Origin of the sequence: Mesorhizobium sp. M4A.F.Ca.ET.022.05.2.1, assembly GCF_003998845.1 — a bacterium.
Lineage (GTDB): Bacteria > Pseudomonadota > Alphaproteobacteria > Rhizobiales > Rhizobiaceae > Mesorhizobium.
Genome location: NZ_RZOJ01000008.1, coordinates 11,973 through 24,631, shown reverse-complemented (window position 1 = coordinate 24,631; position 12,659 = coordinate 11,973). Strand labels below are relative to the sequence as shown.

General features: G+C 57.7%; 9 protein-coding genes. 4 read left to right on the top strand and 5 right to left on the bottom strand.

The window, feature by feature from the left end:
• Positions 1-70: 70 nt before the first annotated feature.
• The 3 genes from EN745_RS02165 to EN745_RS02155 are packed head-to-tail and all read right to left on the bottom strand — an operon-like array spanning position 71 to position 3,236.
• Positions 71-862, bottom strand: coding sequence for a class I SAM-dependent methyltransferase (locus EN745_RS02165; RefSeq protein WP_189362930.1), 792 nt, complete (start codon positions 860-862; stop codon positions 71-73).
• A gap of 46 nt (positions 863-908) precedes the next feature.
• Positions 909-1,928 carry an NAD-dependent epimerase gene (locus tag EN745_RS02160; protein WP_126058864.1) on the bottom strand — a complete coding sequence of 340 codons (1,020 nt, stop codon included), beginning with the start codon at positions 1,926-1,928 and terminating at the stop codon, positions 909-911.
• Positions 1,929-1,955: 27 nt separating this feature from the next.
• Positions 1,956-3,236 carry a nucleotide sugar dehydrogenase gene (locus EN745_RS02155; protein WP_126058865.1) on the bottom strand — a complete coding sequence of 427 codons (1,281 nt, stop codon included), beginning with the start codon at positions 3,234-3,236 and terminating at the stop codon, positions 1,956-1,958.
• Between the two features lie 245 nt (positions 3,237-3,481).
• On the opposite strand from EN745_RS02155, the gene EN745_RS02150 reads away from it, so the two are divergent.
• On the top strand, positions 3,482-4,612 hold the full coding sequence (locus EN745_RS02150) for a glycosyltransferase family 4 protein (protein ID WP_127420424.1): 1,131 nt from the start codon (positions 3,482-3,484) through the stop codon (positions 4,610-4,612).
• 141 nt (positions 4,613-4,753) lie between these two features.
• Here the strand turns inward: EN745_RS02150 and EN745_RS02145 are convergent, their stop codons facing one another.
• A complete protein-coding gene (locus EN745_RS02145; protein ID WP_245487601.1) occupies positions 4,754-6,535 on the bottom strand; it encodes an ABC transporter ATP-binding protein in 1,782 nt (593 codons plus the stop codon).
• Positions 6,536-6,712: 177 nt separating this feature from the next.
• On the opposite strand from EN745_RS02145, the gene EN745_RS02140 reads away from it, so the two are divergent.
• The 3 genes from EN745_RS02140 to EN745_RS02130 all read left to right on the top strand — a co-directional run bounded on the left by EN745_RS02140 (position 6,713) and on the right by EN745_RS02130 (position 10,556).
• Positions 6,713-7,579 carry a hypothetical protein gene (locus tag EN745_RS02140; protein WP_127405658.1) on the top strand — a complete coding sequence of 289 codons (867 nt, stop codon included), beginning with the start codon at positions 6,713-6,715 and terminating at the stop codon, positions 7,577-7,579.
• 79 nt (positions 7,580-7,658) lie between these two features.
• The gene (locus tag EN745_RS02135; protein WP_127420423.1) at positions 7,659-8,885 is read left to right on the top strand and encodes a glycosyltransferase; all 1,227 of its coding nucleotides are present in this window, start codon (positions 7,659-7,661) and stop codon (positions 8,883-8,885) included.
• The gene (locus EN745_RS02130; RefSeq protein ID WP_127420422.1) at positions 8,886-10,556 is read left to right on the top strand and encodes an O-antigen ligase family protein; all 1,671 of its coding nucleotides are present in this window, start codon (positions 8,886-8,888) and stop codon (positions 10,554-10,556) included.
• On the opposite strand, the gene EN745_RS02125 is transcribed toward EN745_RS02130, so the two are convergent.
• Positions 10,514-12,658 carry an acyltransferase family protein gene (locus EN745_RS02125; protein WP_126058870.1) on the bottom strand — a complete coding sequence of 715 codons (2,145 nt, stop codon included), beginning with the start codon at positions 12,656-12,658 and terminating at the stop codon, positions 10,514-10,516. The genes EN745_RS02130 and EN745_RS02125 overlap by 43 nt on opposite strands.
• Position 12,659: the final 1 nt, after the last annotated feature.

Below are 12,659 nucleotides of genomic sequence, written 5' to 3'. Positions count from 1 at the left end.
GCTCCCATGATGGCCTGTCCCCCAGTCCTGTTCTCTATGCAAAATCAGAGAGAGGAAAATCGGGCGGCTATTAATCCGTTCGCACGAAACACCATTGACCGCAGCCGGTTCCGAAAAGGCCGATTCCTGGAGTGACGTTCAGGCGCTGCTTCGTGCGAAACCCAAGCTTTTCCACGGCCGTCTCCAGCTCGACAGCCGAGGTGGATTGATAGGGATACCCGCCAAGCCAGTCGTCGACATCCGCCAAGAACTCCATGCCCCGGCGTTGGCGATAGTTCTTTACGAAAGAGATCGCGTCCCGGTGCCGCAGCGTTCTTGCCAACATATAGGCGCAGACAAAAAGCGCCCTTACCGGAGGTCGCAGCCACTGATGGGAGGAGTAGAGCCTCTTTTCGACCGTCCACAGCCCGCACAGCGGCGTCTTCAGGTAGATCGCAATTCCCAATCGCCCCCCGCGACCAACGAGATCGGTCGCATTGCGGATCGCTGCCCACATATCGCCCGTATGGTGCAGGACACCCCACGAGTAGACAATGTCGAACGTCCCGGACGGGAGCGACACTTTATCGAGGATGTCGGCTCGCTCCACACTCCATTCCGCTCCCGACGCAAACCGGGAAAGAACGGCTTTGGTTGTTTCGACGCAGCGGACGTCGTAGTCGAGCGCCCGGACCTTCGCCGCGCCTAGCCGAAGGGCGGCCGCCGAATGCAGGCCCGATCCGCAGCCGATGTCCAGAAATGTCTTCCCGTCCAAATCGCCCACCAGACGGCGAAGATCCTCGCAAGCCCGGTCCAGGTGTTCGTCCTCGAAGCGCGCGGCGAGCTCGGACCAGTTGCGGCCGAAATCATAGCGCGCGTTCATTGGCTTCCCATCCGTCGTCCTTTTCTCAAAGACCAAGGGAATCGGATCATACTCGATAGAATTCCCGATACCATTCCACGAAACGCGGAACCCCGATTTCGACCGGAATCTTCGGCTTGAAGCCGGTCGCCTCTTCAAGTGAGCTGACATCTGCGAAAGTTGCCGGGACGTCACCCGGCTGGAGCGCCATGAGGTTGCGGTTTGCCTTCCGCCCGAGTGCGTCTTCCAGCACCTCGATCAAGCGGTTCAGCTGAACGGGCGAATTCCCGCCGATATTATGGATCCTGAAAGGCGCGCTGCTTGTCGCGGGGTCGGGGGCCGAACTTTTCCATTGCGGATTTGCTGTTGCGGGCTGCTGCATCACGCGGTCAATGCCCTCGACAATGTCGTCGATATAGGTGAAATCTCGCTGCATGTTGCCATAGTTGAAGACGTCGATCGGTTCGCCAGCGAGAATGGCCTTGGTGAAGATGAACAGGGCCATGTCTGGCCGTCCCCAGGGACCATAGACAGTGAAGAAGCGCAATCCTGTCGTCGGCAGGCCGAAAAGATGGCTGTAGGTATGCGCCATCAGTTCGTTGGCCTTCTTGCTTGCGGCATAAAGGCTCAGCGGATGGTCCGCTGGATCGTGAACGGAGAACGGCATCCGTGTGCTGCCGCCATAGATCGAACTGGAAGACGCATAAACCAGATGGCCGACCGAGGCACGTCGGCATCCCTCCAGGATGTTAAGGAAGCCGGTGAGATTGCTTTCCGCATAGGCGTGCGGATTGGTAAGCGAATAGCGAACGCCGGCTTGGGCTGCGAGATTGACCACGATCTCCGGAGTGACCGAGAGAAGAAGCGCAGAAATGCGATCTCGGTCGGTGAGGTCGATTTGATCGAAACGAAAATTCGGAAATTCTTTCAAGCGAGCGAGCCGGGCACGCTTCAGGTTGATGTCGTAATATTCATTCATGGAATCGAGGCCGACAACCTGCCGGCCATCAGCGAGAAGCCTCTGGCAGAGGTGGAATCCTATGAAGCCAGCCGCGCCGGTGATCAGAATCGGCCTGGTCGATGTCAATGTGTACTCCTAGGTTGCAGGCCGAGCTCACAGGCTCCAGTATTTTATCACTCCAGGAACTTCATTCGGCTTGATGGCCGACTTGACGTCGAACAGCGTTCCACCTGGCCTGATCATTTGGAAAATACGGGATTTCTCCCTCGATAGATAATGCTTGTGAGGAACCGCCAGAACAAGCGCCTGCAAATCGTTTATCTCGTCGAGTGGCAGGATTGTTTCACCATATTCGCGTCGAGCGGTTTCGGCATCGGCAAGAGGATCGTGGACCTTGGGGGCAATGCCGAACTGCCTCAGTTCCCTGACCATGTCGAAAACACGGCTGTTGCGCAAATCCGGAACATCCTCCTTGAAGGTCAGTCCGAGAATGCCAACGGAAGCTCCCTTCACGGGCATATCTGAACGGATCAGCTGTTTGACCACTTGTTGAGCAACGAAGGCTCCCATGCCGTCATTGATGCGGCGGCCGGCGAGGATGATCTGCGGATGGTAGCCCTCAGCCTCCGCCTTGGCGGTCAGATAGTACGGGTCGACACTTATGCAGTGGCCACCCACGAAGCCCGGCTTGAACGGAAGAAAGTTCCATTTCGTTGACGCGGCATCAAGGACGTCCTGCGTCCGAATATCAAGCCGCTCGAAGATCATTGCGAGTTCATTCATCAGCGCGATGTTGAGATCGCGCTGCGTATTTTCAATTACTTTCGCGGCCTCGGCCACCTTGATCGACGGGGCGCTGTAGACACCGGCATCGATGATCCGGCTGTAGACGCCCGCCACACGCTCCAGCGCTTCGGTATTCTCGCCAGAGACGACTTTGACGATTCGTCGCAGCGAGTGTTCGCGATCGCCGGGGTTGGCTCGTTCAGGTGAATAGCCCAGCGCGAAGTCGTGAGGATGCCGCAGACCGGAAATCTGCTCGATGATGGGTCCACAAAAATCTTCGGTAACGCCGGGATAGACCGTCGATTCGAAGACGACGACCGCGCCTTTGCTCACCACTTCCCCGACGAGTTCGGATGCCAGCTTCAGAGGAGCGAGATCGGGGGCACGATTGATGTCGATAGGGGTGGGCACGGCAACCACGAAGAAAGTAGCGCCTTTCAACATCTTCCGGTCGGTCGTAAATACGATCGACGATTCCTTGAGCTCCGTGGCGTCAACCTCTCCCGTACGATCGACGCCGTCGCGCAGCTCGTTGATTCGGCGCTCGCTGATATCGAAGGCGATCGTTGCCGGGAAAATCTTTCCAAACGCGACGGCTACTGGAAGGCCGACATAGCCTAGGCCGATTACAGCAATGCGTTCGGTCATCCGTGGATTTCCTCAGGTCGCTTATGACTCGAGGCGCTTGTATGGCAGGCGGTGGGTTAATTCAACGATGCGTCGTTGCGAAGGCGGAAGTCTCCACTCAAAAGAAGTCCGCCGCCGATGCCTGTACCACTCAACAACTCAGACCGACCGATACTGTGGATAACATGCCGCAGGGTTGGGTTTCGGGACCCGAGACCTTACAAGAGGCGGCTGGCCTGCTGCAATCAGCCTAAGATGTTGAACGCATGAACCGTATCGTCGTCATTGTGAGCGAGCCAAAGTCCCTTGCAACCACTCGAGGACATTTTCTCCTTGCGCTGCGTGTGGCCGGATACGAAGTTCATGCCGCGGCGCCGTTCGATGAGATGACCGTGCGATGGCTGACCGAAAACGGCATTCGTTTTCATCATCTGCCGATGGCGCGCGCGGCAGTCGGCCCGATCGGCGATGCGATTTTGGCGCTCCGTCTCTACAGAAAAATACGGGAACTCAGACCTCAGGTCGTGTTGACCTGCGCAATCAAGCCAATCGTTTATGGCATACCCGTAGCGTTGATTGCACGCGTCCCGCGTCGGCACGCGCTTATCACTGGCCTCGGCTATGCGTTCACGGACCGCCATAAATCGCTGCGCTGGAGGGTCATCAACGCCGCGGCTCGACTTCTTTATGCAGCAAGCCTGCGCGGCGCCACGACGGTGACGTTCCAGAACGAGGACGATCGAGATGATTTCCGTCGCCTGGGGCTCCTCGGGCGGACCCCAGCCAGTGTCGTCAACGGTTCAGGGGTCGACCTGGATCGTTTCAGGGTTGCGCCACTGCCGGAGGAGCCGCGATTTCTTATGATCGCCCGCCTGCTTCGCGACAAAGGCCTTGCCGAATACCTGGGTGCCGCGAAGCTGGTGAAGGCGGTCCGGCCGGAGGCTCGCTTCGACCTGGTCGGTGATACGGATCCAAATCCCGCGGGATTTCCGGTCTCGGAGGTTGAGGCAGCCGTCGCGGACGGAACGATCCGCTATCACAGGGGTGTCGAAGATGTCCGTAGGGTGATCGCCGACTCGCGCATTTACGTGCTTCCCTCCTATCGCGAGGGCACATCGCGCTCAGTTCTGGAAGCAATGGCAATGGGTCGTCCGGTGATAACGACGGATGCGCCCGGCTGTCGCGCGCCGATCGTCCCCGGGGTAAACGGCCTGTTGGTGCCGGTCGGTGCCACGACCTCCCTGGCCGAGGCCATGATCCGTCTGATCGACCACCCAGATGAGGCCAGATGCATGGCCAGGAACAGTCGGTCGATTGCCGAACAGCGCTATGATATTCAGAAAGTTACTGCTCATATGATGGAAATCATCGAAGCCGGGCAATGGGCCGCAGGATGACATCTGCAGAAATGCCAGCGTCGAACCGATATGACTTCGGAGCCTATTGGGCTTCATTCATCGACAAGTCCTACTCCGCGGAACGCCGCCAGGCGGCGGCCGGCAAGCTCCTGTCCTTCCTGGGCAAAGACCGAACGGAGACTAGGCGATATGCGGCTGGCCGTCTTCGATCGTTACGATCTCGTCGCAATTTTCGACCGTCGTGAGGCGATGCGCGATGATGAGGACTGTCAGATCAGCGGGCAAATCACCGATTGCCTCCATGACAGCTGCTTCGGTCTCATTGTCGAGCGCGCTTGTTGCTTCGTCAAAAACGAGCAAACTCGCCTGTTTATAGAATGCCCGCGCTATGCCTATTCGTTGGCGCTGGCCGCCGGACAATCGCACACCGCGTTCGCCGACCCGGGTTTCATAGCCCTTGGGCAAGTTTTCGATGAAGCCCGCCAAAGCTGCCTGCTGCGCTGCGTTGCGAACACGTTCAAGATCGATACCGGCGGGGTCGATGCCAAACGCTATATTCTCGGCGATCGAAGCGTCCGAAAGGAAGATACTCTGGGGGACATGGGCAATCTGCCTCTGCCAGGCACGTCTAGTGCCTCCATCAAGGGGCTTCCCGTCGATCTCGATAACTCCACTTGTCGGCTCGAGTAGGCCCATCACGAGATCGACTGTCGTGCTCTTCCCGCTCCCTGTCTTGCCTACAAATCCGATCTTTGCGCCCTTCACGATGGTGAGATTGAACCGTTCGATAACCGGCGGCTGATCGGGCGCGTAGCAGAACGATAAATCCTTCAGCACAATTGCCTGATTGAATGGCAAGCGGCTCGGCGGAGGTGCCTGTGCTTCTGCTGGGAGTGGCGCTTCGATCGTCTTAAGAACCGCTTCGACGCCGGCGATATTGCCTAGCACGAGCGCCCAGTTTGCATAGATCAATTGCATCAGGGGCACTAGACGCTGCGCGCCAAGGGCAAACGTTCCCAGCATAGGCAGTACCTGCCCGGCGTTGTTTGTCCTTGTGATCAGGAAGTAAGCAAGTGCGGCGATGATCACCATCCCAGTGGCTTCGATCGCGAATCGAGGAGTAGCGGCCGCGAGAGCGTTCCCCGAGTAAGCGCGCTGTAAATGCCTGTCGAGTTCTTCGAAACGGGAAAGGAAATAGGGCTGAGTGTCATTGATGATGACATCGCGAATGCCACCCAAGCCCTCTTGCACGGACCGAATGTCTTCCGCCTGCATTCGCTCTATCGTGCGGGCATTCGTCTTGAGATGTTTGCGAATGAAGAGCGACATGGCGAGATAGGCCACACCCAATCCGGCAAAGATCGCAAATGTGATGAATGAGCTCAACGCGAACATCGCCGCAACGACGAACACGCTGATGATCGCTCCCCCGACCGCTTGGAGGATCGGGAGGAGAACGTTCATGTTGATGATGTGGACTTGGCGGAGTGTCGCCAGCACCGAGCTGGAGCTATTCGATAAGTGATAGCTGTAGGGTTGGTAAAGTGCGCGCTTGTAAACTCTCACGGCGATCTCGTGCCCAAGCGAAAAGACAAAAGCATGAGTCGCTCGCGAGAGCAGGATCCGCACCACCCCAGCGATCACTACCACTACCGAAAATAGCGACAGCAAGGGCAGAAGGCTGTCGCTCGAACTGGCCGAACCGAAACCCTGCAATTGGCGTCCGATCCATGACTGACCTATTGAATCGGGATCGGTGATCTTGGCCAGAAACGGCAAGAGGGCACCGAGCGTCGCGGCCTCAGCGATAGCGCCGAAGAACATTAGAACCAGAAGACCGAAAAACTGGCGGCGCCGGCGCCTCGATAGCTGCGCCCACAAGCGCCGAAGCGCGTCGGTCGTGCTGTCTAGGGTCTGGGTTCCGCTCAATGCCAAGGTATCGCCCGCATTCTCGACCTTCATTGCGCATGGGCGCCACAAGGAAACAAGTCGCATGTGGCGCCAATTGACAATTTCTGATCTCGGATCGTCAAAAGCCATCCACAAGCTGGACCATTCAGGGCAGCTTCGAACGTGCAATTGTGATATCTCTGTACTACTAGCAGCGAGGAAAAGGCGATTCTAAGTAGGAGCCGTCAGTTGGGCGCCGATCGGTTCTGGCAGTCCTTGGGTCTCTGCCTGACTGGGCTAGGGGCGGCGTTTCTGCTCTTTGTCGCTGCTTATCCCCTCGGCCTCGTCCAGGCCTATCCGACACCCCCCGCGGAGGCTATTGAGGGACCGCTTGGGTTTGAGAAGAAGATAGAGGATTTGAACGGCCTTTATCGCGAAGCGAATGAGCCCAAGCAGGTCTATCTTGAGCGCCTGACAAAGGCTGTCGCGGGTGGCGTGGTGCATTACTGGACGGAAGGGGACCGTTGGACGGCCACTGACGCGCGCTATACGAAGATCAGCGTTTTCGACAACTACGTCATCTGGCTGCTCGGTCGGCTTCCTGCATACCACGACAGCTTTCAAAATTACGAGTTTTTGACACCCCGAAAGGCCTTAGATCGCGGTTACGGCTTTTGCTCCCAGGCCTCAAAGATTGTCTATTCAATCCTTACGGAACAAGGCATTCCAGCGACTATATATAGCGCGGAGCAGCACACGATCGTCGAGGTCGATGGTAATGTTCTCGATTCCGATTATGGCGTCCTAGTACCCCATCCTCTGGCTCTTGTAGAAAGGGATCCGTCGATAGTCGATTCCTACTATTCGGACTACGAAGATATGCTGCCTCTTTTGCATGGAGCCTACAGTCAACCTTGGCATCAGCTTGGAACGCCAGAAGGCTTTCAGAGTGCCCGTTCTTACGAGACAATTTTCGACCGGCTGAAGTGGCTTCCGCCAGTCATGCTGCTGCTCATCGGCGTGTTGTTGGCAACTAGCGGGCTGCTTCGGCGCCGACCGTTCGTTTCTGCCCCGAAAATCTTTGCCTTCGGTCGTTCGTCCAATCGTGGAGCTTAGGGAGTGCTTTGCGCTTGCTTGAGGTCTATGCCTATGGCATGCGACGGCTAAATCGGAAGTCGGCGGCGATAGAGTCTCGATGAATTATGCTCCAGCAAAGACATCCGCTGTCGTTCCTTCGACGGCCATCGCCAAGAGCCGCCGTAAGGGCGTACTTTTTGTGATCGGATCGCTAAACCTTGGCGGCACGGAGAGCCAACTCGTACTGCTCGCCAAGGAACTGGCGTGCCGAGGATGGAGGGTCGAGGTTTTTGCGCTTACGCCGGTAGGCGACGTACTGGCCGAGCCTCTGACCCGAGCCGGCATACCAATTTTCTATGGCCGCCACCGACCGAATTCCCTCGCCGCCGGTTCAAAGACGTCGCCGGGTTTGAAGGAGTTGATAGTCCTACTGGCTGCGGCCACTTGGATTTTCAGGCGGGTGGCTTGGACACGACCGGACGTGGTCCATGCTTTTCTGCCGCTGACAAATTTCCTCGGCGCCCTGGCCGGACGGTTAGCGTTGGCACCGCTTATCGTCACATCTCGACGCGGCCTCGGCAGCCATCAGGAACGCTGGCCTTGGCTAAAATGGATGGATCGGTTCGCTAACCGTTTTTCCGATTTCGTGGTTGCGAACTCTCTCGCTGTCGCGGCAGACACGGCGGCGCGGGACAACTACAGCATCAACCGCATCAAAATTGTCGCAAACGCCCTCGATTTAAGCCGGTTCGACAATATCGGCGATCGTCGCAATGGGACCCGGGCTCGACTTGGTCTCGCCCCAGATGACGTGGGCATCATCATTGTCGCCAATTTGATACCGTATAAAGGTCATGACGATCTAATCGAGGCGATTGCGCTTGCGAGCAAAGTGCACCCGAACATCAAGCTCTTTATGGCAGGGCAGGACCGGGGAATCGGATCGGCTCTGGCGCAGAAGGCTGAAAGCCTCGGCATCGGGCGCAAAGTGCAAGCTCTCGGAGTTCAGAGCGATATCCCTGGTTTACTCGCTGGTATGGATGTTGGCGTGATCGCGTCCCATGAGGAGGGCTTTTGCAATGCCTTGATGGAGAAGCTGGCGGCCGGCCTCCCGGTAGTCGTCACAGACGTAGGCGGAAATCCGGAGGCAGTCTCAGGCCTGCCAGGATGTGTTTTGGTACAACCTCATGCTCCCACTGATCTCGCTCGAGGTTTGCTGGAAATAGTAGACCGTCTGCCAGAGCGCAAAACGGACCAGGAGTTTCGCCAACGGACAATGCGCCAGCGCTATTCGATTGAGGCTATGGCCGACGCCTATGAAACCCTCTACCTCACGGGGAAATGAATGAGCGGCGGGGTTGCTGATGTGGATCGCTCACTAGGCCCAGCATCGTCGCTGCAAACGAACCTGGTGAACCTTTCTGCCGGCTTCTGCGCTTTCACAGTCGTTGTATATCAGGCCTGGTTCATGCCTTTCTCCCTGCCCTTGTTCACCGGGCGAGATGGCTATCTCAGGTTGGCCTTGTACGCCCTCTATGGCGTTGTACTCATCGTCTCTTTCGCAGTGGTAGTGACGCGGCGTGACGTGCGCAAAGCTATTTCACCGCTGGCAATCGGCGCCGTGGTGGCGGTCGTACCAATCGCTCTGCATCCTCTTGGGATCGTCAACAGGAGCTATTTGACAACTCTTGCTCTTGGTGGCTCTGCACTCACTCTGATGCTTACGTTTGCGCCACCGATTGTGCTGCGGCTGTCCGCTTCGGTTACGGCCCTCAATGCTATCGTTTGCTTCTTGGATGTGCTCTTCACCCATGGCTTTACCACTACAGTTGGCCGCGCGGCGGGGTTAGCAGTCAACCCGAATGTGGCCGCTGCGGGACTCTTGCTCGGCGGCGCGGCGAGCTATCGCGCCGTACCTAAGGAATGGCGCCCAGGTTTTCTGGTCCTGGTTGGGGGGGCGCTTTCAATCACCTTGTCCCGCTCCACTATTCTTGCCGCCGTCGCCACCGTCTTCCTTCCAAGTGCTGCTGGCATCTGGCAATACTATAGAGCTGGCCGAAGATTGCGGATCGACACCGCTGCTTGGACGCGGGCTCTCGCCGTGGCTCTTGTGCTGCTATCGGCAACTTTCGTCGCACTGACCACTAACCGCTACTTTCGAGCTGCCATTAGCCAGTCTTTCGCAGGAGTGTTGGCCGTAAACACGGACCTTAGTGAGGCAGGCGAAGCTGTCGACACGTCGCTTGCCCGGCCAGCGGTTCCGATAGGACATCCTCCCCAAACAGATGACGCGAGACCGCTTTCGGTCGAGCCGCCCCGATTGGCGCCATCTAGAAACGTCCCTGCTCTACCCGAGGAAAGCTTGCCAGGAGATGTCGCCACTCCCCCCAAAGCGATTCCGTCTGCAGCAGGCGCGGCCAGGATCCAGGCCCTCAGCGAACGGCTGAGAGGTGAAGGTAAGAAGAATTCTATCTCGGCCCGAGCTCTGTTCTTGGAACGCGGCCTACTTGCATACCAGACAGGCGGTTTCTTTGGTCGTGGGCTGGAAGAGGCTCATGTCTTTGTTCCTCACAACACGTTTGTCCTTTTTGCTATCGCTTTCGGCCATATCGGCTGGCTAGTGCCACTCGGCTTCCTCGTCTCCGCCTTCTGGTTCGTTCGTGACGCTGAAGATCTGCCACTCGGAGTCGCCCTCTTAGGCGTTATGCTGACTTCGCATGATGTCTTACTGACGCCGAGTTTGTTCATACCCGTGGCTATCGGCATAGGCAGCATGCTCGCCGCAAAGACCAATCCCAGCCGAAGCAGGGAAGCATATTCGAGCTTTGCCTTTGGAATAGGCGGAGGCGTCGGGTTATTCGCTGCCGCTTCCATTGTCCTGTTGATTTCGCCGCCGATCGGTGTCGATCTCCGGGCTAATCCGCTCTACTTCATGCTTTTGGGGACCGTCATCGCCTGGGCTGTTGCGACGCTTTATTTGTTTTGTCGCTCTCGTCGAAGCGGCCCCGGCGCGTAGGCGAGTCGCTTGGCGATTATCCGGCCTGCCGAAGGTCGATCGACCGGGACGGTCAGATCATCTCGGAGCATCTCGATGATTTTCGGAACAATAAGCATTGCGCCGAAGATGGAGAGGTGGTGATCGTCGACGTAGAGGCTGTGCCCCGCGCTGTTTGTCATTCGGCATTCCGCGGCGGGGCAGATCGCGTCCAGCGGATCAACGAATTGAAACTGGGAATGGTGCCGCGCGAAGGCCGTGAAGGCCGCTTTGAATGCGCCGTGCTCTACCCGCGAGGACACTGGGCATGGAAGGGAGAAATAGTTCGGCCTGAGAGCACAGATCAGGTTCGTGTTTGGAGCGTGTCCGACCAAGATGACCGGTCCGCGAAACCCGGCGTACAGCTTGGAGATGTCTTCAAGCATTGTCGGAAACAGCTTTGCCAGATCAGGGATATCGACAGGCGCTCCATCAGCCTTCTTTTCGAGAATGTTGCGGTATCCTGGCCAGCGCTGAGCTTGGACGATGGCTGCGATCCCCCCGGCGTTCAACCAACGGGCTGCTTGATCTGTTGCGGCTCGACAATGTTGCGTGACCGCGCCTCTAGGCCGGCTCTGAAGATCCGCTCCGAAATGGCAGCTGCCGGCTTGCGCTAGCAGGAAGTGAAATTCCTTTCCGCCAAGCTCTTCGAGGGCGCGGGTGTAGTGGTCAACGTGCGAGTCTCCGACAATGAGGATCTTCGTTGGGCTTTGAAGATTTCCGAATTCGCAGAAATCCTCACAGCCACGAGAGCCCTTGATCGATTCCAGGGTCGCGCGATCGGCCAGTTCACCTCCCGCGATAGCCGATGGCGACCGCCAAGGCATACCGCCCCACATGGAGTAGCTGACCAGCGAGAAAGCAAGCAGACCTGCCAACGCAAGCCCTGTGGGTCCGACGAAGCCGCGGCCAGCACGATACGGCTGTTCAACGAAGTGAAACATCATGACTGCCAAGGCGAGAGAAAGGAACCCGACGAGAACGGCCTCTCTCGGCAGCAGCGGCCGCAGAAGGCCATATTCACAGAATACGATCAGGGGCCAGTGCACCAGGTAAAGTGAATAGCTGATGCGCCCGATATAGGCTGCAGGGCCATTGCGTAGAACAAGCCCCACACGTCGTGAGCGATCCGCGTACAGCACCATCGCAGCTCCGACCGTAGGCACTAGCACATTGAGGGCGGGTGCGTGTGCCGTGTCATCTAGAAAGAAGACGGCGCCGCCTATGAGCACCAATCCAAGCAAGGCGAGGAACTCGTGGATAGCCAAGGCTCGCGGCTGTGGAAGCCAGACCAATGCCGCGCCACAAGCAAATTCGAAGACACGGAAAGGCGTATTGTAAAAGACGGTCGCTCTGCCGTCCGAAAGCCATTCGGCAGTCCGCGTTCCGGCAAGCAGCCAAAATGAGCCGTCCTGGAATGCGAAGATGAGCCAGAAGCCCAAAACCGTGATCGCCAGGATTGGCCAAACCATCCGACGTCGGAATAGGGCGAGCAAACCTGAAAGCAGGAGCGGCCACACGCAATAGAACTGCCACTCAACACTCAGGGACCAAGTGTGTAGCAGTGGCTTCATACGCGCGGCCAGGTCAAAGTAGCCGGATTCTCGCCAGAAGAGGACGTTCGAAACCCCGAGAGTGGCGGCCAAAAGCGACTCTGCGAAGTTCTCCAAATGCGGTGGAGCGAATAGAAGAGCCGCAGCAATGCACGACAGGGCCAGTGTCGCAAACAGAGCCGGCAGCAGCCGGCGGGCGCGGCGCCGATAGAACTGCGCTAGACTGAAACGCCCCCGGTCGATATCGGCTGCAACAATTTTCGTGATCAGAAAACCGCTGATTACGAAAAAAACATCGACACCGACGAAGCCACCGGAAAATCCGAAAACCCTCAAATGAAAGCAGAGCACTGCCAAAACAGCGAGCGCTCTAAGGCCATCTATCTCTGTCCGATGACGGTTCAGCCTGTCCCGTGTTGCGAATGACGCGGCCGAGGTGGAACCGGCTTGCTCCTCAACGGGTCGGGCAACGCTGCTTTCCCGCCAAGCCGCGCCAGCCGTAGTTGAAGAAAGGGCTTGGCGGCTTCGCATG

Excerpts from the sequence above, each read along its gene's own strand:
- EN745_RS02165 (WP_189362930.1), bottom strand. The coding sequence starts at position 862 with ATGAACGCGCGCTATGATTTCGGCCGCAACTGGTCCGAGCTCGCCGCG.
- EN745_RS02155 (WP_126058865.1), bottom strand. The coding sequence starts at position 3,236 with ATGACCGAACGCATTGCTGTAATCGGCCTAGGCTATGTCGGCCTTCCA.
- EN745_RS02150 (WP_127420424.1), top strand. The coding sequence starts at position 3,482 with ATGAACCGTATCGTCGTCATTGTGAGCGAGCCAAAGTCCCTTGCAACC.
- EN745_RS02145 (WP_245487601.1), bottom strand. The coding sequence starts at position 6,535 with ATGAAGGTCGAGAATGCGGGCGATACCTTGGCATTGAGCGGAACCCAG.
- EN745_RS02135 (WP_127420423.1), top strand. The coding sequence starts at position 7,659 with ATGAATTATGCTCCAGCAAAGACATCCGCTGTCGTTCCTTCGACGGCC.
- EN745_RS02130 (WP_127420422.1), top strand. The coding sequence starts at position 8,886 with ATGAGCGGCGGGGTTGCTGATGTGGATCGCTCACTAGGCCCAGCATCG.
- EN745_RS02125 (WP_126058870.1), bottom strand. The coding sequence starts at position 12,658 with ATGCGAAGCCGCCAAGCCCTTTCTTCAACTACGGCTGGCGCGGCTTGG.